15 protein-coding genes are annotated in these 18,392 nt (G+C 72.3%); 5 read left to right on the top strand and 10 right to left on the bottom strand.

Annotated elements, in window-relative coordinates; all coding sequences use genetic code 11:
- Positions 1 to 3 precede the first annotated feature (3 nt).
- The gene (locus ACPXBU_RS25160; protein ID WP_425759904.1) at positions 4 to 1,065 is read left to right on the top strand and encodes a LacI family DNA-binding transcriptional regulator; all 1,062 of its coding nucleotides are present in this window, start codon (positions 4 to 6) and stop codon (positions 1,063 to 1,065) included.
- A 17-nt stretch (positions 1,066 to 1,082) separates the two neighbouring features.
- Here ACPXBU_RS25160 and ACPXBU_RS25155 read toward each other — a convergent pair whose 3' ends face one another.
- Complete coding sequence (locus ACPXBU_RS25155) at positions 1,083 to 1,676, bottom strand: nucleotidyltransferase family protein (RefSeq protein WP_393362713.1); 594 nt, start codon at positions 1,674 to 1,676, stop codon at positions 1,083 to 1,085.
- A gap of 313 nt (positions 1,677 to 1,989) precedes the next feature.
- Positions 1,990 to 3,699, bottom strand: coding sequence for a bifunctional 3'-5' exonuclease/DNA polymerase (locus ACPXBU_RS25150; RefSeq protein ID WP_425760042.1), 1,710 nt, complete (start codon positions 3,697 to 3,699; stop codon positions 1,990 to 1,992).
- Positions 3,700 to 3,819: 120 nt separating this feature from the next.
- Here ACPXBU_RS25150 and ACPXBU_RS25145 point away from each other — a divergent pair, with 120 nt between their 5' ends.
- A complete protein-coding gene (locus tag ACPXBU_RS25145) occupies positions 3,820 to 5,547 on the top strand; it encodes an ABC transporter ATP-binding protein (protein WP_425760041.1) in 1,728 nt (575 codons plus the stop codon).
- Between the two features lie 50 nt (positions 5,548 to 5,597).
- Positions 5,598 to 7,295 (top strand): ABC transporter ATP-binding protein, encoded by a 1,698-nt coding sequence (locus tag ACPXBU_RS25140; RefSeq protein ID WP_425760040.1) that lies wholly within the window; start codon positions 5,598 to 5,600, stop codon positions 7,293 to 7,295.
- Between the two features lie 4 nt (positions 7,296 to 7,299).
- Here the strand turns inward: ACPXBU_RS25140 and ACPXBU_RS25135 are convergent, their stop codons facing one another.
- From ACPXBU_RS25135 to ACPXBU_RS25115, 5 genes are read right to left on the bottom strand one after another with little or no spacing between them, the layout of a single operon-like run.
- The gene (locus ACPXBU_RS25135; RefSeq protein WP_425759903.1) at positions 7,300 to 8,226 is read right to left on the bottom strand and encodes a carbohydrate ABC transporter permease; all 927 of its coding nucleotides are present in this window, start codon (positions 8,224 to 8,226) and stop codon (positions 7,300 to 7,302) included.
- Positions 8,226 to 9,134, bottom strand: a complete 909-nt coding sequence (locus tag ACPXBU_RS25130; protein WP_393362721.1) for a carbohydrate ABC transporter permease — start codon at positions 9,132 to 9,134, stop codon at positions 8,226 to 8,228. The genes ACPXBU_RS25135 and ACPXBU_RS25130 overlap by 1 nt, the downstream gene beginning before the upstream one ends.
- A gap of 18 nt (positions 9,135 to 9,152) precedes the next feature.
- Positions 9,153 to 10,589, bottom strand: coding sequence for an N-acetylglucosamine/diacetylchitobiose ABC transporter substrate-binding protein (ngcE, locus tag ACPXBU_RS25125; RefSeq protein ID WP_425759901.1), 1,437 nt, complete (start codon positions 10,587 to 10,589; stop codon positions 9,153 to 9,155).
- Positions 10,590 to 10,615: 26 nt separating this feature from the next.
- The gene (locus tag ACPXBU_RS25120; protein WP_393362727.1) at positions 10,616 to 11,365 is read right to left on the bottom strand and encodes a sugar isomerase domain-containing protein; all 750 of its coding nucleotides are present in this window, start codon (positions 11,363 to 11,365) and stop codon (positions 10,616 to 10,618) included.
- Positions 11,362 to 12,315 (bottom strand): MurR/RpiR family transcriptional regulator, encoded by a 954-nt coding sequence (locus ACPXBU_RS25115; protein ID WP_393362730.1) that lies wholly within the window; start codon positions 12,313 to 12,315, stop codon positions 11,362 to 11,364. The genes ACPXBU_RS25120 and ACPXBU_RS25115 overlap by 4 nt, the downstream gene beginning before the upstream one ends.
- A gap of 207 nt (positions 12,316 to 12,522) precedes the next feature.
- Here ACPXBU_RS25115 and ACPXBU_RS25110 point away from each other — a divergent pair, with 207 nt between their 5' ends.
- Positions 12,523 to 13,509 carry an N-acetylglucosamine kinase gene (locus ACPXBU_RS25110; protein ID WP_425759900.1) on the top strand — a complete coding sequence of 329 codons (987 nt, stop codon included), beginning with the start codon at positions 12,523 to 12,525 and terminating at the stop codon, positions 13,507 to 13,509.
- Between the two features lie 489 nt (positions 13,510 to 13,998).
- Here the strand turns inward: ACPXBU_RS25110 and ACPXBU_RS25105 are convergent, their stop codons facing one another.
- Both ACPXBU_RS25105 and ACPXBU_RS25100 read right to left on the bottom strand, forming a co-directional pair.
- Positions 13,999 to 14,871: a hypothetical protein gene (locus ACPXBU_RS25105; protein ID WP_425759899.1), complete on the bottom strand. Its 873-nt coding sequence runs from the start codon at positions 14,869 to 14,871 to the stop codon at positions 13,999 to 14,001.
- Between the two features lie 150 nt (positions 14,872 to 15,021).
- Complete coding sequence (locus ACPXBU_RS25100; protein ID WP_393362738.1) at positions 15,022 to 15,891, bottom strand: hypothetical protein; 870 nt, start codon at positions 15,889 to 15,891, stop codon at positions 15,022 to 15,024.
- Positions 15,892 to 15,964: 73 nt separating this feature from the next.
- Between ACPXBU_RS25100 and ACPXBU_RS25095 the strand changes: the two genes are divergently transcribed.
- Positions 15,965 to 16,930 carry a hypothetical protein gene (locus ACPXBU_RS25095; protein WP_425759898.1) on the top strand — a complete coding sequence of 322 codons (966 nt, stop codon included), beginning with the start codon at positions 15,965 to 15,967 and terminating at the stop codon, positions 16,928 to 16,930.
- Between the two features lie 57 nt (positions 16,931 to 16,987).
- Here the strand turns inward: ACPXBU_RS25095 and murD are convergent, their stop codons facing one another.
- Positions 16,988 to 18,334 carry a UDP-N-acetylmuramoyl-L-alanine--D-glutamate ligase gene (gene murD, locus ACPXBU_RS25090; protein WP_425759897.1) on the bottom strand — a complete coding sequence of 449 codons (1,347 nt, stop codon included), beginning with the start codon at positions 18,332 to 18,334 and terminating at the stop codon, positions 16,988 to 16,990.
- Positions 18,335 to 18,392 lie beyond the last annotated feature (58 nt).

Genomic DNA, 18,392 nt, shown 5'->3' with positions numbered 1-18,392 from the left:
GCCATGAACCGCCCCGCGGACAACCCCAAGCGGCCGACGCTGCGCCAGGTGGCGAGCGCCGCCGGCGTCTCGCCGATGACGGTTTCCTACGCGTACTCCCAGCCCGGAAGGGTTTCCGCCGAGGCCGCGGCGAAGGTGCGCGCGGCGGCGCGGGAGCTTGGCTATCCCGGGCCGCACCCGGCCGCCCGTGGGCTGCGTCGGGGGCGGGTCGGCACCCTCGGTGTCGTGCTCGGCGAGCGGTTGAGCTACGCCTTCGACGATCCGCAGGCGGCGCGCTTCCTCGCGGGGGTCTCCGACGTGTGTGCCGCGGAGGGCGTCGGACTCAACCTGGTCCCGATCACCGGAGCGCCCACCGACGCCCAGCGCGTCGCGCAGGCAGCCGTGGACGGGTTCGTCGTCTGGACCACGAGCGACGACGATCCCGTCCTGGACGCCGTCGCCGACACCGGCCTGCCCGCGGTGGTCCACGCCGGCCCGCACGGGCGGGGCATGCCGGTGATCGGCATCGACGACCGAGCGGCGGCCACCGCGATCGGGCAGATCGCGTTCGCCGACGCCCTACGTCCAGTCGTGCTCGGCTTTCCGCTCGACCGCGACCGCACCCGCCAACTGCTCACCGGCGACGACGTGGTCGACGTGCGGTTCCCGGTCACCCGCCACCGGTGGGAGGGTTTCCGCGACGCCTGGACGCACGCCGGTCATCCGGCCGGCCACCTGCGACTGGCCATCTGCCCGGTCAACCGCGGCAGCGAAGGGGAGACCTTCGCTCTGGAGCTGCTCCGGGGCACCGAGCCACCGGACGCCATCGCCGCGATGAGTGACGAACTCGCCCTCGGCGCCCTGCGCGCCGCCGCACGAGCTGGCCTGCGCGTACCCGACGACCTGACCCTGACCGGCTGGGACGACGCGGACGCGGCGGCGGACGCCGGGCTGACCACCCTGGCCCAGTCCCTGCGCGACCAGGGCACCCACTGCGCACGCGTGGCGCTCGGGCTCCCCACCGCCGACTCGACGCGGCACCGCTGGCACGTCGTGGCACGGGCCACCACGCGCCAGCCGCGCTGACACCGCCGGTCGGCGGTCTACACCTCGACGCGCTGCGGCGGGACGGTGAGCCCGTAGAACTCCATCAACGCCGGGGTGTCGACCCGACTGCCGTCGGCCACCGAGTCGCACGCGATGTCGACGATCTGGTCCTTGTGCGCCAGCAGGTACGGTCGGGCACCCACGTCGGCGCTGGCCAGCGTGGCGATGCCGGACCAGTGCCGGCGGCCGAAGAGCATCGGGTAGCCGCGCAGCCCCTCGTAGGTGGCGCAGACCAACACATCGGGGTACGGCAGCGCGGCCACCCGCCGGACGGCGACGGCGGTCAGCCCGGGCATGTCGACCGGAACCACCACCACCGCCTCGATCCCCTTGTCGTCCATGGCGGCCAGGCCGGCCCGGATGGACGAGCCGACCCCGGTGCCCCACGCCTTGTTGATGACGACGGTGACCCCGCCCAGGTCGGCGGTCTCCCGGACCTGCTCAGCGGCGGCGCCCAGCACGACCACGATCTGCTCGCAGCCCGCCTCGGTCATCGTGTCGATCATCTGGTTGACCAGTGGCTTCTCACCCTGGTGCAGCAGCGCCTCGGGACCACCGATCCGTCGGCCCCCGCCCGCGGCGATGATCATTCCTGCGATCCCGTTCAGCTGTGCCCCCTCCAGCGTGGGAGCGACCGCGACCGATCCGCCCCCTCCTACGGACACTGCAACGAGGACGGCCGGCCGAGAGTAGCGGGGCGAAAAGGAGAAATAGCACAACCGTTACACGCCCGGCATCTCCCGCCGTAGCCGGAGGATGCCCCGCGCCGGCCGACGCCGTGTCGTCGGCCAGCGGGAGTCCACTCGCCGTCGAGCGGCGGTCAGCCCGCCTCCGGAGACAGCGCGACCGCCGAGCCGCCCCAGTGCCGGGGCACCCGCCGGGCCACCCGAGGGCAGGCGCGGGTCAGGCCGCGTCGGCGTAGCAGTCCACGATGGACAGATCAAGCGGGAACCGGACCGGCGTCGCACCGAAGAGCAACGCGGAGGCCTGCTCGCCGCACCGGGTCACGGCCTCGGCAACCGCCTCCGCCTGCGCGGCGGGCGCGTGCACGACCACCTCGTCGTGCTGGAAGAAGACCAACTCCGCGTCGGTGCCGGCCAACTCCGTGCGCAGCGTGGCCAGCAACGTGGAGGCCCACTCGGCAGCGGTCGCCTGGATGACGAAGTTGCGCGTGAAGCGGCCCCGGGAACGCGCGGCACGAGCCCGGGGACTGTGGGGGTCGGCCGCCCCGTCCGGATCGGAAGGCGCGTCGTCGGGATCGCCGAACCCCACCGAGCCGGGCGGACACGTCCGTCCCAGCCACGACCGCACCAACCCACCCGCCTCACCTGTGCGCGCCGCCGCCTCGACGTAACCGAACGCCGTCGGGTAGCTGCGCTTGAGCACCGCCAACGCGGGCACCGCCGCGCCACCGGTCTGCCCGTACATCGCGCCGAGCAGCGCCACCTTGGCCTTGGCCCGGTCACCGCCGAACGAGTCACGCGCCAGCGCGGCATAGAGGTCGCCGGCCCCGCCCGCCGCCGCCAGCCGGGCGTCGCCGGACACCGCCGCCAGCACCCGCGGCTCCAACTGGCCGGCGTCGGCGACCACCAACCGCCAGCCCGGATCGGCCACCACCGCCTGGCGGATCACCTTCGGGATCTGCAACGCGCCACCGCCCCGGGTCGCCCAGCGACCGGAGACGACCCCGCTCGGCACGTACTCCGGCTGGAACCGCCCGTCGCGCACCCACTGCTCGAGCCAGGACCAGCCGTGCGCCGTCCAGATCCGGTAGAGCTCCTTGTATTCCAGCAGCAACGGCACCGCCGGATGGTCGACCCCGCGCAGCACCCAGGCCCGGGTGTTGGGCAGCTCCACCCCGGCCCGGGCGAACGCCTTCAACAGCTCCGCCGGGGAGTCGGCGTGCAGGCGGCGTACGCCGAACGCGTCGGCGATCCGGGCGGCCAGCTCGGCGAGCCGGCGTGGCGGGCCACCGACCGGGGACGCGTCACCGAGCAGCTCGTGCAGGATCTGGTCGTGCACGTCGGCACGCCACGGCAGCCCGGCGGCACCCATCTCCACCGCGATCAGCGCGCCAGCCGACTCGGCGGCCACCAGCAACCGGAACCGGCCCGGGTGCTCGGTCGCGGCGACGCGGGCGAGCTGATCGGCGTACACCCGGATCAGTGCGTCGATGCCCGGCCCCGACGGGCCGGGCAGTGTGTCGAAGAGCGCGCCCTGGCCGTGCCCGGGGGGCGCGGCGGCGCGCGGCGGTGGGTCGGGTGGCACCGACGCGCCGGTCAGCCGGGCCCAGGCCGCGGCCAGTGAGCGCGGCTCACCCCAGCGGCCGGCCTGCCCGAGCAGCAACGCCTCGGTCAACTCCACGTCGTGACACCTGTCGACCCGGACCCCGGCTCGCAGCAGCGGCGGGTAGACGGAGGTGGCGGTGGACCAGACCCACCGCGGATGCTCGGCGGCCTCGCGGGCGGCGACCGCGGCGGCCAGGTCGACGACGGCCTCGGCCGGGCCCGCCGGCCGACCGTCGACACCCAGGGAGCACAGCACTCCCCCACCTCGCTCGTCGGACACCACCGCCACCAGCACGAACGTGATTCTGCCTCCCCCTTGCGACAGAAACGGAGGCGCACCTCACCGGCGTCGGGTCGGCCGGGTGTCGGAGACGCTCGGTAGCGTGGTCAGGTGCCCCCGCAGATCCCGCACTCCGACCCTGGCACCCCCGACACCCGGGGTCCGATGCGATACCTGTGGTGGCTGGTCCGCTGCCAACCCTGGCGGGTGCTGCGCGGCAGCCTGATCGGCACGGCCTGGATGATCGGGCTCTCCGCCCGGCCCTATTTGATCTACCGGGCCGTCGACGACGGGCTGCGCACGGGTGACACGCGGGCCCTGGCGTTCTGGGTCGCGTCGATCGTCGTCGCCGGGGTGGCCCTGTCCTACCTCGGCATCATGCGGCACCGCACGATGACCTTCATCCGGGAGGACGCCAAGGCGCGCTCGGCGGAGGTGCTGCTGCGCCACCTGTCCCGGATCGGCGCGGTGCTGCCGCGCCGGATCGGCGCGGGCGAGGTGTCCACCATCGGCGGCTCCGACATCGACTGGTCCGCGCAGGTGCTGACGATTACCGGTCCGGGCTTCGGCGCGGTCGTCGCCTACGGGATCATCGCCGTGGTGCTCTGGTCGATCTCCCCGCTGCTGGCGCTCTGCGTGCTGCTCGGAGTGCCGGCGGTCGGCCTGGTCGTCGGCCCCCTGCTGCGCCGCCTGGAGCGGGCCGAATCGGTCTACCGCCGGCAGCAGGGCGCGCTCACCGCCCGCTCCGGGGACATCGTGGCGGGGCTGCGGGTGCTCGCCGGGGTGGGTGGGCGGGACCTGTTCGCCCGGCGGTACGTGGACAGATCCCAGGATCTGCGCGCCGAGGGTTACCGGGTCGGCGCGGTGAACAGCTGGATCGACGCGGCGACCGTCGCCATCCCCGGGTTGTTCCTGGCCGCGGTGGTGTGGCTGACGGCTCGGATGGCGGTGACCGGCGCCGTCACGATCGGCGAGCTGGTCGCCGTCTACGGCTACGTGGCGACCCTGATCGTGCCGGTCTGGTTCCTGCTGGAGGGCAGCCACCAGCTGATCCGGGGGCGGGTCGCCGCCCGACGGATCGTCGACCTGCTCACCGTGCTCCCGGACGAGGTTGGCGGCCCGGGTCGTCGGTGGTCGGGCTCGGTGCCCGACGCACGCCGGCCGGGTGCCCGGCCCGCGCCGGCCGACCCCGCCGACCTGCACGACCCGGAGACCGGTCTGACCGTGCCCGCCGGCCGGCTGACCGGGGTGGCCGCCGACGACCCGGCGGCGGCCGTGGCGCTGGCCGACCGGCTCGGCAGGTACGCCGTCAGCGACGCCACCTGGGGTGGCGTGCCGTTGACAGCTGTCGCCCTGGACGAGGTCCGCTCCCGGATCCTGGTCGCCGACCACGACTCGTACCTCTTCGCCGGTGCACTGCGGGACGTGCTGTGCCCCGGGGCCGACGACACACGGATCCCGGTGGCCCTGCGGACCGCCTCGGCGGACGACATCGTCGACGCCCTGCCCGCCGGGCTGGACACCCCGCTGGACGCCCGGGCCCGGACCCTCTCCGGCGGTCAGCGCCAACGGGTCCGCCTGGCCCGGGCGCTCCTCGCCGAGCCGGAGGTGCTGATCCTCGTCGACCCGAGCTCGGCGGTGGACGCGCACACCGAGGCGCGGATCGCCGAACGGCTGCGTGCCGCGCGGGCCGGGCGGACGACTGTGGTGATCGCCACCTCGCCGCTGCTACTCGGCCGGGCCGACCTGGTCGCGTACCTGAGCGCCGGCCGGATCGCCGCCACCGGCAGCCACGCCGACCTGCTCGACTCCGACGCCGACTACCGGCGCCTGGTGTCCCGGGGCAGCGCGGATCTCGACCAGCCCACCGACACCGAGGAGGTCTACCGGTGAGCCGGCTGCCGGTGGCCGACCGGAGCACCGTCCGTCGTGCCCTGCGCGAGATGATCAGCCGGCATCGCCGCGCGGTAGGTGTCGTGCTGGCGCTGCACGCCGCTGCCGCGGTCGCCGGGCTCGCCCCGCCGTGGCTGCTGGGCACCATCGTCGACCGGGTCACCGCGGGCGCCGGAGTGGCCACCGTGGACCGGCTGGCGCTGGCCATCGCCGGCTGCGTCCTGATCAGTGCGTTGCTCTCCCGCTACGCCCAGTACGCCGGCCACCGATTCGGTGAACGGGCCATCGCCGAGCTGCGGGAGGAGTTCGTCTCCCGGACTCTCGGCCTGCCCGTCTCGGTCGTCGAGCGCGCCGGCTCCGGCGACCTGGCCACCCGCAGTTCGGTGGACGTGTCGACGATCGGCACCACGGTGCGGGACGTGGTGCCCACGATCGTCATCTCCTCGGTGCAGTTGACCTTGCTGTTCGGGGCGATCTTCCTGCTGCACCCGCTGCTCGGCCTGGCGGCGCTGGCCGGGCTCCCGTCGATCGTGGCGGCCCTCCGCTGGTACCTGCACCGCGCCAGTCCCGCCTACCTCACCGAGGGCGCGGCGGCGGCCGAGTTGACCGAGACGCTGACCACCACCGCCGCGGGCGCGCGCACCGTGGAGGCGCTGCGGCTGACCGACGACCGGATCCGGCACGGCACCGACCGGATCACCCGGTTGTGGCAGGCCCGACGGGCGACCCTGCGGCTGCGTACGGTGTTCTTCTCCGTCGTCGAGGCCAGCTACCCGCTGCCGATCGCCCTGGTCCTGCTCGTCGGCGGCTACCTGCTCTCCCGGGGCCAGGTCACCCTCGGCGCGGTGGTCGCCGCCGCGCTCTACCTGCAACAGGCGATCGACCCGATGGACCGGATGTTGCAGTGGACCGAGCAGGCGCAGCGGGGTTTCGCGTCGTACGCCCGGGTGCTCGGCGTCGGCATGGTCCCGCCGGAGCCACCCGGTCGGGCGGCGACGTCACGTGGCGAACGGGTCGTCGTCCAGGGGGCGCGGTTCTCCTACTCCGGTGGGCCGGACGTGCTGCACGGCATCGACCTGGAGGTGCAGCCGGGTGAGCGGCTGGCCGTCGTCGGTCCGTCGGGCGCCGGCAAGTCCACCCTGGCCCGGCTGCTGGCCGGGATCGACGCGCCCCGCCACGGCGTGGTCAGCATCGGCGGTTGCCCGGTCACCGACCTCGACCCCGCCGAGCGTCGACGGCGAATCGCCCTGGTCACGCAGGAGCACCACGTGTTCATCGGCTCGGTACGCGACAACCTCGCCTTCGCCGCGCCGGACGCGTCGGACGAGCAGATGCGCGCCGCGCTCGGCACGGTGGGCGCCGACTGGTGTGCCGCGCTGCCCGACGGCCTGGACACCCAGCTCGGCGACGGAGCCCGGCAGCTCGGCGCCGCCGAGGCGCAGCAGCTCGCGCTGGCCCGGTTGGTGCTCGCCGACCCGCACACGCTGATCCTCGACGAGGCGACCGCCGCGCTCGACCCGAGCACCGCCCGCCGTACCGAACGGGCGCTGGCCGCCGTGCTGGTCGGGCGGACCGTCATCGCGATCGCGCACCGGCTCAACACCGCGCACGACGCCGACCGGGTCGCCGTACTGGCCGACGGTCGGATCACCGAGATCGGCAGCCACGACGACCTCGTGGCTGCCGGTGGGGCGTACTCGGCACTCTGGCGCTCCTGGCACAGTCGGGCCGACGAGCGCCCGAGGTGACCTGCTACTTGACGGCGCCCGCGGTGAGGCCGGCCTGGATCTGGCGTTGGAAGACCGCGTACACGACGATCATCGGGAGGATGGCGAGGGTCAGCGCGGCGAACAACCCGGACCAGTCCGCCTCGTAGCCGGCGTTCACCGAGATCTGTGCGATGCCCTGGGTGAGCACCCACTTGTCCTCGCTGGAGAGCAGCACCAACGGGAGCTGGTACTGCGCCCACTGACCGATGATGTTGAAGATCGCCACACTGATCAGGCCCGGCTTCGCCATCGGCATCATCACCTGGAAGAACAGCCGGGTGTGCCCGCAGCCGTCGATCAACCCCGCCTCGGCCACCGACGACGGCAGCGTCTTGAAGAACGCGGCCAGGAAGAACACCGTGAACGGCAACGAGTACGCGGAGTAGACAAGCACCACGCCGAGGTGGGTGTCCAACAGGTGGAGCTGCTTCACCACGAAGAAGAGCGGCACCAGCGCCAGGAAGACCGGGAACGCCAAGCCGGAGACGAACAGGTAGTAGATCGCCCGGTTGCCCCAGAACCGGTAGCGGGCCAGCACGTACGCCGCCATCGAGCCGAGCAGCATGGTGAGGACCGTGCTGCCCCCGACCACGATCACGCTGTTCAGGAAGTACCGGCCGACCCTCGCCTTGGTCCAGGCCCGCCCGAAGTTCTCCCAGCGCAGCTCCGCCGGGAGCGTCCACGGGCTGCTGAAGATCTCGCTGGTGTTCTTGAACGCGGCGAGGAAGGTCCAGAGGATCGGCACGATCACGATCACCGCCCACACGGCGAGCGCGATGTGCCCCAGGCCGGCGAAGAGCCGTACCTCGGAGCGGGGGCTCCGGCCTTCCCGTCCGCCGGGGGCCTTCGGGTCGCCGGTCTTCGGCGGTAGCGCCGCCGGTGTCGGCGGCAGCGTCGACTGCGGGTTCATCAGTACTCCACGCTTTCCCGCTTGGTGAGCCGCAGCGTCAACGCCGCGAACGTGATGGTGAGGAAGAACAGCGCCACACCCATGGCCGAGGCGTAGCCGTACTTCTGGTACGTGAAGGCGTTGCGGTAGATCTCCACGGCCAGCACGGTCGTCGCGCCGTCCGGTCCACCGGCATCGATCGAGAGCACCGAGACGATGGCGAAGCAGTCGAACGCCGCGATGCCGAGGTAGACCCAGGCCACCTGGAGGGTGTCCCAGAGCAGCGGCAGGGTGACCCGGAAGAACAGGGTCACCTTGCTCGCCCCGTCCATCTCCGCGGCCTCGTAGATCTCACCCGGGATGGAGGCCATTCCGGCCGAGAAGAGCACCACGTAGAAGCCGACGGCCTGCCAGACCAGCACCGCGATGATCGACCAGAGCGCCAGGTTCGGCTTGATGAGGAACAGGACCGGATCCAGCCCGAGCTTCATCAGTACGCCGTTGATCAGGCCGGACTCGTTCGGTCGGTACACGGTCTGGAACAGCACCGCGATGATGGCCACCGCCAGGACCTGGGGGAAGAAGAACACCACCCGGTAGAACTTCGACCCCCAGACCCCCTGGCGTTGACCGCCGCTGCTCTTGCCGCCCACGTTGAGCAGGAAGGCGAAGAACAACGCGATGGCGATGGTGATCAGCGGCAGGGCAAGGAGCAGTACGCCGTGGTGCTGGACCGCCTTCCAGAAGGCGCCGTCGTCGAACAACCTCCGGAAGTTGTCGAAGCCCACGTACCGCGGGGCCGACAGCCCCCGCCAGTTGGTCATCGAGATCTGGAACGCCTGCGCGTACGGCCAGATCACGAAGGTCACGTACAGCGCGACCGGGGCGAACAGGAACCCGATCACGAATGGGTATTTGCCGTGCCGCATGACCCTAGCTCCGATCGATCAGCGCTTGAACTTGGCGACCGAGGTGTCCTTCTTGATCGCGTCGGCGCGCTTCTGGATCCGCTCCACGAAGGCGTCCGCGTTGATCCGGCCGAACATCAGCTCGTTGGTGGCGGTCCGCGCCTCCGTGTCGAGCTCCTTGTACCAGCCGTCGAAGTACAGGTTGAACACGTCCTGGCCGGCCGCCTTGAGCGCGGCCTGCGAGCTGGCCACACCGGGCGGGAAGGCGAAGCCGTCCGAGCCGGCGGTGACCACGGTAGGGGCCTTGACCACCTCGGTGAAGCCCTTCGCGCCCGCCTTGGACAGCATCTGACGCATGTACTCCAGGCCGCCCTTGGGGTTCTTGCTCTTCGCCGAGACGAAGTAGCCCTCACCCGCGGTGGCCCGCAGTGCCGTGGCCGGCAGCTTGTCCGACGCGGTCAGGCTCGGCACCGGCATGAGCTGGTAGTCGAAGCCGGCCGGGGTGTCCTGCTTCTGCTCACCCTCCAGCCAGTCACCGCTGGGGTACAGGGCGACCTTGTACTGGTTCTGCCGCAGCTGCACGTCGGTGTGCTTGAGACCCTCGAAGCTCTTGTCGCTGAACTTCGCCCCGACCTCGGCCCACGCCGTGGCGGCCTGCTTGATCGCGTCCTGCTTCCAGGCGCCGTCCTCCAGGTTGTCGATGTTCTTCAGCACATCGGTGCCGCCGATCTTGGCAGCCTGGGTGAGGATGACGTTCCACTGGTAGTAGGCCGCGTTCGACCCGGCGTAGCCGTACGGGGTGATGCCCTTGGCCTTGATCTTGGTGAGCAGGGCGATGAAGTCGTCCCAGGTCTTCGCGGGCGCCCAGCCGTTGTCCTTGAACAGCTTGCCCGAGTACCAGATGCCGAAGACGGTGGAGACGTAGTACAGGACGAACGGCTTGCCGTTGAACGAACCCGCCTCGACGGTGCCCGGCACCACTGTGTCGCGGACCTTCTTGCTCGGGTCGTCCACCGACGGGGCGTCCCACAGCTCGGTGAGGTCCTGGAGCTGGCCGTCGTTGACCAGCGCGCCGAAGTCCATCAGCTTCTCGCCCGAGTTGTTCACGAACTCCGGCGGGTTGCCGGACGCGAACCGCGGCTGGAGCACCGTGGACACCGCCTGGGTGGCCTGGTGCTTCACCTCCGCCTTGGGGAACGCCGTCTTGTAGAGCGGCTCGTGCACGTCGGTGGCGTACTTCTCGCCGTAACCGCCGTTGAAGATGATCACCTCGATCGCGGCGTCCTCCTTGACGCCGAGCGGGTTCTTCTCGCTCTTGGTGCCACCGCCGACCTGCTCGGTCTCCTTGTCGCCGCTGCTCGTCGCGCAGGCGCCGAGCAGGCCGATGGCCGGAGTGGCGAGCATGCCCACGGCGGCGGCGCGACGCAGCACCGTGCGACGGTCGAGCGCGGCCGGGTGTTCGGGGGTAATCGACATCGTCGTCTCTCCTTGTGGAATTCGGGTCAGGCGGTACGCCGGAGTCGCCCGGCGTACCGCGACTCGAGGGCGATGTTGTGCTCGTCCCCTCCGGGGACGTTGGCGGAGAGGTAGATAGGGGGCACCTCTCCGGCCTGGTGGAACCGTCGTACGACCTCCGCGGTCAGCAGCTGCGCCAGCAGCGCCGTGGTGACCGAGGAGACCGCACAGACCGCGCCGCCGCCCTCGAGCGGCAGCAGTGCATCGCCGTACGGCGCGCCGTTGTCCAGCACGACGTCGGCGAGGTCGGCGAGCCGCTGACCGGACGGATGCCGTGGAGCGACCCGTGCCGTGTGCTCGACCGAGGTGACCGCGATCAACGGATGACCGCGCTCGGTGACCAGCGCCGCCAGCTCTACCACCGAGCCGTTGATGCCGGATTGGGACGCCACCACGAACACGTCACGCGGCTGCGGCGCCGCGAGCGCGTAGATCTGGTGGGCGATCGAGGGGTCGCGTTCCAGCTTCGGGTCGGCGAGCACGTCACGCGGGGCGTCACCGTGCAGCACCAGGTCCCGCAGCGAGAGCCGGTTGGTGGGGACCAGCCCTCCGGCCCGGGCCACCAGCTCGGCGGCGAACGCCTCGGAGTGCCCGGCGCCGAACGCCTGGAGCACCCCGCCGTCGCGCAGGCTGTCGGCGATGAGGTCGGCTGCTCTGCTGATCCCGTCCGCCTCCGAGTCGAGCAGGCGGTCGAGCACCGGGCGGACGGCGTCCGCGTACCCCTGGGCGCTGATCATGACAGGGTTCCCTTCGCTGCCTTGTGGCCGTCGACGGCCTGCGCGGTCCGCCGGAAGGCCGCGTGGGCGCGGTCGTGCGTACGTTGGGCGACGGCGATGTAGAGCAGGTCCAGCACCACCAGTTGGGGGTGCCGGGCGGAGAGGGCGTCCGGCCGGAAGGTGGTGGCCTGGCTGGCCGTGAGCAGCACGATGTCGGCCAGTTCGGCCAACGGTGAGCGCGGAAAGCCGGTGAGCGCGAGCGTGGTGGCGCCCCGGCTGCCCGCCTCGGCGAGCATCTCGATCGTCTCCCGGGTCTGCCCGGTGTGCGAGATGCCCAGCGCCACGTCCCCGCTGCGCAGCAACGCGGCGCTGGCCAGCCCCTCGTGTATGTCGTTCCACGCCCACGCGGCCACGCCGATGCGGTGCAGGCTGAACTGCATCTCCTCGCCGACGAGCGCGCTGCCGCTCGCGCCGAAGATGTTCACCCTGCTGGCCCCGGCGATCGCCACGGCGGCCCGTTCCACCTCGCTCAGGTCGAGCAGGGTGGCGGTGTCGTGCATGGCCCGGGTGTCGGCGGCCATGATCTGGTCGAGCACCCGGGCGAGCGGGTCGCTCGGCTGGATCTCCCGTCCGATGTCGACGGTCCAGCCGGCGGAGCGGGCCCGACCGGTCTCGGAGGCGATGCCCAGCCGCAGGTCGGCGTACCCCTCGAAGCCCATCGCCCGGCAGAAGCGGGTGATGGTGGCCGGTGAGGTGCCGCTGCGCTCGGCCAATTCGACGATAGTGGATCGAGCGGCGGCCTCCGGGTCGCTCAGCACATGCTCGGCGACGCGCCGCAGCGCGCCGGTCAACTCGGCGAGCCCGTTGCGAACCCGCGCCAACACCCCGTCGGAGGGCGAGTTCCTACGATCGATCGCGTCGGCGTCGACCACCGCGGTCCCCGCGGCGGTGTCCACCTCGTGATCAACCATGAGTCGCCTCAGCTTTCCGAAAAGACTGTTAACTGTTAGTGGTAAAAGTTCTTACTGAACGCCCCTCCGTGTCAAGACTGTGGGCGAAGTTTTCAAACTGTTACCTGGCGCACAGCCCGCTGCGCCCGTCGAAACTTGCCCCGCAACACGTCGCCGACCAGCATGAACAGGCCCAGTCGCCGTACCAACCAAGGAGGCTCCGTGCCGATGCCCGACACCCTCGTGATCGGTCTCGATGTCGGCGGCACGTCCACCCGGGCGACCGCCCTGACCCTCACCGGGGACCGTGTCGGCACCGGCCGCGCCGGCGGTGGCAACCCCACAAGTCACGGCGCCGAACGGGCCGCCGCCGAGCTGTTGACCGCGCTCCGCGAGGCGCTCGCCGACCTCGACCCGACACGTGTGGTCGCCGGCACCATCGGGCTGGCCGGGGCGGGCCGGCTGCTCGCCGACCCCGCCGGCCGGGCGGCCTTCGACCAGGCCTGGCACGACGCCGGCCTGCGCTGCCCGTACGCGGTGCACAGCGACGCACTTGTCGCCTACGCCTCCGGCAGCGCCGCACCCGACGGAACCGTGCTCATCGCCGGCACCGGCGCGATCACCGCACAGGTCCACGACCTGCGGCTCGACCGCATCGCCGACGGTCACGGCTGGCTCCTCGGCGACACCGGCTCGGGCTACTGGCTCGGCCGCGAGTCGGTACGCCGGCTGCTCGCCGACCTCGACGTCGGCCGCACACCCGGGCCGCTCGCCACGGCGGTGCTCACCGAACTGCTGGGCAGCGCCGAGATCGCCGCCCGCCCCCGGGCCACCGTAGACGCCGTCATCCAGACCGTCACCCGCCGAGCCCCCATCGAACTGGCCCAACTCGCGCCATTCGTCGTCACCGCCGCCGGCCACGACGAACCCGTAGCCGTCGCACTGATCGCCGAGGCCGCAGCCCACCTGGCCGAAAGCGTGAGCCGAATCCGCCCCGCCGACGCGACGACACCCGTCGTGCTCGGCGGCGGACTACTCACCGCGGACACCCCGTTGGCCGCCGCCGTCCGAACCGAGGTCGCCCGGCACTGGCCGAACGCGCCACTGCGTACCGCCGGCGACGGTGCCGCCGCCGCGGCCTGGCTCGCCGCCCGCGACCTGCCCGAGGTCACCGACCCGGCAGCCCTGCACGCCCGCCTGTTCCCGACCACCTGAAGCCCCGACGCCACGCCGCGCCACGCCCCGCTCCGCGACGCACGCCCATGATCACGCTCGATCATGGATATAGTCCCCACCTCGCGCCAGGAGGCCACAACATCCTGGATCGAGCACGATCAAGGCCCCTGCGGTCGCCCCGCGCCCACCCAAAGCCCCGAACCCGCCGCTCCACGCCCCTCGGCCACCCCTCGACCGAGGCCCAAGATCCGCGCACTTTCGGTGAAACTGCTGCCTCAGCACCTCGTGAGGCAGCAGTTTCACCGTAGTTGCGCGGATCTTGGACGCGCGAGGGTGCGTGCGACGCACGGGCGGGGTGGGCGGGAGTCGTCGGGAGTCGCCGCAATCGCGGCAGCACGATCGCGACACTGATCGAATTCGGACGCGCCACCCAGAGGAAGAGCTGGAAGTGGGTGCCGGCGTCGACCACCTCCGGCGGGCCGGCCTCCCGCACGACGAGTAGGTTCTGCCCGCCCTTGGCACCCCGGTTCAACCCCAACGTCTCCCACGACCGACAGCGTGCACCGCCACCGCCAGCGCCGCGAACGCCACCCATCCGGCCGCCAGCGCGGCGGCCGTCGAGGTGTCCTGCCAGACGTGGTACGCCGCCAGGAAGCCGACGAGCGCCAGGCTGTTGCGGGCGAAGTGCCGGGTGAACGCCACCAGGTCGCGGCGGCCTTCGATGGCCACCAGCACCCCGGAGTACGGAAAGGTCACCACCATCGCGCGCAGCAGCTCGCCGAGCAGCCCGGTGAGCGTCGCACCCACCAGGATCACCAGCAGCTTGACCGCCGCCGGCAGCCGGGTTCGCGTGCCGGCCACCACCGGGGCCCCAGCTCCCATCGACGGCACAGCCCCCGCCGGCAGCACAGCCCCCACCTGCGGCACGGCCCCCATCCACGGCACGGCCGACGATGCGACAGCACCGGCCTGGGGGACGGCCGGCGGCGGCACGATCGGCGGCGGCACGATTGCCTGCGGCGTTGTCGTCGCAGGGTGTTGTCGGCGCAGCAACAGCATCGTCACCACCCAGAGCGCCACCGTGCCGGCCAGCGCCGGCCAGAACGGCACCGGTACGGCGAGCAGGCCCGCGCTGAGCGCCACGTACCCGATGATCCCGGCCGCGTCAGCGATCAGAATCGGCCAGCGCAGCCGGTGGTGCGTGACCGCCACGACGACGAAGAACAGGTTGAGGCCGAGCACCCCGAGCAGTTGCGCGCCCTGCACCTGGTGCCCGGTGCTGACCAGGGCCAGCGTCATCGGCAGCGGGAGACTGTAGACCAGCGCGCGCATCCGCACCGACCGGATCAGACTGACCGCCCAGACGACCGCGGTCACCAGCAGTACGGCTTGGACGGTCATCGGCGGCCCACCCTCCGGTCGTCGTCACAGGCGACGTCGCGGTCAGCCAACGTCGTCGTCAGCCAACGTCGTCGTCAGCGATCAGCGATCAGCGATCAGCCGGCGCCGCGATCAGCCGGCGCCGCGATCAGCAGTCAGTCGACGTCGCGATCAGTCGAGGAAGGTCGCCGCCTCGACGCAGGCCTCGAAGACGTCGGTCAGCCGGGCCAGGTCCCCGGCGTTCAGGGAGAACTGGTTCTCGGTGATCTCGCCGTGCGCGCTCATCCGCCCCTCCCAGCACGCGGTGCCGTCCCACAGGGTCAGGTTGACGTGCCGGGAGGCGTCGACCACGCCCCACGGCAACAGACCCACCCGCACCCCGGCCCGGCGTTGGGCCCGCACCAGCTCGGTCAGCTCGTCGCTGAGGCCGGCGTGCAGGAACACGCGCGTGATCCGTACGCCCCGGGCCAGCGCCTCGGTGTTCGCCGCCCAGTAGTGCCGACCGATCTCGCCGCGCCACCAGCTCAGTTCGCCGCTGGCTCTCGGCATCACGTTCGTCACCGCGTCCAACCGCCGTACGCACTCGCGGGTGCCGCCGAGCAGGTCCTGGCAGTCGCCGCCGGGCCGGATGATCCGGCCGACGCGTAGCTGTTCGGTCTCGGCCCGCAACCGCTCGAAGCGACGTCGGGCCTCGTCGGCCACCCGGGTGCCCGGGTACCGCTCGACGGTCTCCCGGCTGCCGGTGACCACCTCCGGCACCGCGTGGACCAGCCAGTGCGGCCCTTCCAGGAGGGTCCGGAGGTGGAACCGGCGTTCGGCGCGGGCCAGCGAGTCGACGAGCAGCGAGATGGTGGTGCCCATCAGTCCCGCCAGCAGCGACTCCACCCCGGTTGCCGCGTTGGTCAGGTCCAGCGTCACGGAGAGCGAGAGGGACAGCAGGATGCCGACCAACGCGACCGGATCGGTGTGTGCCAGCAGTCGAACGAATCCACCCGCCGAGGCGATCCGGCCGGCACGGGGGCGGCGCAGCAGATCGGACATCGAGGTACCTCCCGGGCGCCGACTGAGGTCAGCGTACGACGGGACGACAACGCCGCCCCGGTACGATCCTGCGGTGCCCGAGCTGCCCGTACCGCTGCCTGTCGGTGCGCCGGGCGACCCGGCCGCCGGCGTCGCCCGCTGGGTGGGCGCGGACCCGATGCGGGCCCTGGTCGCCCGTTTCGGCGGTACCTGGCCCGACGGTGACCTGGCCGAGGTGCTGCGGTTTCTCGACGAGTTCTCGGCGACGCACTGGGACTTCCGGGGTGGCCGGGAACGGCCCGAGGCCCGGGAGCCGGACCTCGACCCCGAAACCGCCGAGCTGGTGCTCGCCGCGGCGGCGGGGCTCGGCCTGGTCCGGCCGGTGCCGCCCACCCGAGCGACGTACGCCCACCTGGTTGTCCTCGGCGGTCTGGCGCACGCCTGTGTGCGCCGGGTCGGCTACGCCGCGCACCTGCTGCGCGCCGGCCTGCGGGTGACCGGCGAGGTCGCCGTACTGGGTAGTTTCCGGCCGCTGTCGGACTGGGAACAGCGCACGCTCGCCGATGCCGGCCTGCCCGCCGACGACACCGAGGTGGACGTGCTGGACACGGCGGTCCGGCGGCTGTTCGGGGTGGCTGCCCCCAGCGAGCGGGCCGGCGTCGACGCGGGCCACCCGCACCACTCCTGGTCGTCGCGGACCTACCGGCCGGCGGGCCTGCCACCGGTACGGGTGCTGGCCGCGCCGTCCAGCGAACCGCAGCGGCGGCGCGCTCACACCGCCGACACGCAGCGCTTCTGGGCCGGGCACGCGCGGGTCGCCCAGGGTGACCAGATACTGATGGTCACCGCGCCGATCTACGTGCCGTTCCAGCACTGCGACGCGCTGCGCACCCTGGCCCTGCCCTACGGGTGCGGCATCGACACCGTCGGCGTGGACCCGGCGCTGGGCGACCTGGCGGTCCTCCCCGAGCAGACCCTCACGCCGGGGCGCTACCTCCAGGAGATCCGCTCGGCGATCCGCTCGATGCGCGCCCTGCACGCCCGGCTGCCCACACGCTGACAGCCAGCCGGCGTCCGCTGGGACAGGCTCAGCCGGCCGGCGTCCCCTGAGCCGGACTCAGCCGGCGGTGTCGGCGACGGCCTGGGCGAAGACCTCGGAGCGGTGCTCGAAGTTGCGGAACCGGCCGTAGCTGGGCGCGGCCGGCGACAGGAGCACCACCCCGCCGGCCGGGGTCACCTCCCGGGACAGTCGCACCGCGTCCACCAGGTCGTCGACAAGTTCGGTACGCACCTTCGGGAGGCCGGCGAGCACCTCGACGATGCGGGGCCCGCTGTCCGGGATCCCGATGACCGTCAACTCCCGCTCGGCCAGGTGCTCGGCCAACGGGGTGAAGTCCAGACCCCGGTCGTTGCCCCCGACGATCACCGTCAACGGCCTCCCGTCGTACGCGTCGATGGCGTGCATGGCCGCGTACGGGCTGGTGGCCAGAGTGTCGTCGACGAAGGTCAACCCGGACGGGTCGGTGATCTCGGTGAGCCGGTGGGCCAGCCCCTGGAACTCGGCGACCGCGACGGCGAGGTGGTCCTTGCCGGCCACCACGTCGATGCCGAGCGCGTCGAGCACGGCGAGCGCGACGCACAGGTTGCCCTCGTTGTGCCGGCCGACGAGCGGCAGTACAGCGCGCGGGAAGAGCGGCTGGTCACCGAGGTGGAACCACGGCGTACCGTCGATGCCGGGTGCCACGTGGGTGGTGTCGGGGCGACCCGCCCGGACCGCCGGCAGCTCCCCCAGCTCGGCGGCGAGCCGGGGGTCGCCGCCGTTGACCACGATCGTCTGCGGGTCGTGGGCGAGCAGGTTGAGCTTGTCCCGGTAGTACTCCCGCTCCCCGCCGTGCGCGTCCAGGTGCTCGGGGAAGAGCGCGGTGACGACCGCCACCCGGGGCGAGTCGGTGAGGTCGCTGCACTGGTAGCTGGACAGCTCCAGCACGTACAGCTCCGCCTCGGGCAGGTCCAGGGTCGGCACTCCGATGTTGCCGCCGAAGACGTTCGGCCGGCCCGTCGCGGTGAGCAGGTGGCTGATCAGGCTGGAGGTGGTGCTCTTGCCCTTGCTGCCGGTGACCCCGACGGTGCGCGCGGCGTGGTCGGCCATCCACAGCGCGGTGCCCTGGGTGACCGGGACCCCCCGTCGGCGCAGCTCGACGAGCCACGGGTGGGTCTGCGGCACGCCCGGGGACCGGACCACCACGTCGGCGGCGGCCAGCCGCTCGAAGCCCGCCTCACCTGTGACAAGCGGCGCCGCCTCGGCCAGCGGGCCGTCCCAGGGCAGCGACAGGAAGTTGGCGCTGTCGTCGACGGCGACCAGCCCGGCCGGGCCGTGCGCGGCGATGGCGGTCACAGCGGCCCGTCCCTCCCGGCCGGTGCCCCAGACGGCGACGGTACGTCCGCGCAGGTCAGACAGGCGCACTGGGCTCTCCTCGGGGGTCGCGGCGGCAGCGGGGCGGGCCCGGTCCGGACACGGCCGG

Source organism: Micromonospora sp. DT231 (assembly GCF_049847025.1).
In the GTDB taxonomy this organism is placed as follows: domain Bacteria; phylum Actinomycetota; class Actinomycetes; order Mycobacteriales; family Micromonosporaceae; genus Micromonospora.
The sequence above is the reverse complement of the archived record's forward strand: the minus strand, read 5'-3'. Positions and strand labels throughout refer to the sequence as shown.

What these genes read in the sequence shown, in the direction of transcription:
- ACPXBU_RS25160 (WP_425759904.1), top strand. Translation starts at nt 4, where the DNA reads ATGAACCGCCCCGCGGACAACCCCAAGCGGCCGACGCTGCGCCAGGTG.
- ACPXBU_RS25155 (WP_393362713.1), bottom strand. Translation starts at nt 1,676, where the DNA reads ATGATCATCGCCGCGGGCGGGGGCCGACGGATCGGTGGTCCCGAGGCG.
- ACPXBU_RS25145 (WP_425760041.1), top strand. Translation starts at nt 3,820, where the DNA reads ATGCGATACCTGTGGTGGCTGGTCCGCTGCCAACCCTGGCGGGTGCTG.
- ACPXBU_RS25140 (WP_425760040.1), top strand. Translation starts at nt 5,598, where the DNA reads ATGATCAGCCGGCATCGCCGCGCGGTAGGTGTCGTGCTGGCGCTGCAC.
- ACPXBU_RS25135 (WP_425759903.1), bottom strand. Translation starts at nt 8,226, where the DNA reads ATGAACCCGCAGTCGACGCTGCCGCCGACACCGGCGGCGCTACCGCCG.
- ACPXBU_RS25130 (WP_393362721.1), bottom strand. Translation starts at nt 9,134, where the DNA reads ATGCGGCACGGCAAATACCCATTCGTGATCGGGTTCCTGTTCGCCCCG.
- ngcE (WP_425759901.1), bottom strand. Translation starts at nt 10,589, where the DNA reads ATGTCGATTACCCCCGAACACCCGGCCGCGCTCGACCGTCGCACGGTG.
- ACPXBU_RS25120 (WP_393362727.1), bottom strand. Translation starts at nt 11,365, where the DNA reads ATGATCAGCGCCCAGGGGTACGCGGACGCCGTCCGCCCGGTGCTCGAC.
- ACPXBU_RS25115 (WP_393362730.1), bottom strand. Translation starts at nt 12,315, where the DNA reads ATGGTTGATCACGAGGTGGACACCGCCGCGGGGACCGCGGTGGTCGAC.
- ACPXBU_RS25110 (WP_425759900.1), top strand. Translation starts at nt 12,523, where the DNA reads ATGCCCGACACCCTCGTGATCGGTCTCGATGTCGGCGGCACGTCCACC.
- ACPXBU_RS25105 (WP_425759899.1), bottom strand. Translation starts at nt 14,871, where the DNA reads ATGACCGTCCAAGCCGTACTGCTGGTGACCGCGGTCGTCTGGGCGGTC.
- ACPXBU_RS25100 (WP_393362738.1), bottom strand. Translation starts at nt 15,891, where the DNA reads ATGTCCGATCTGCTGCGCCGCCCCCGTGCCGGCCGGATCGCCTCGGCG.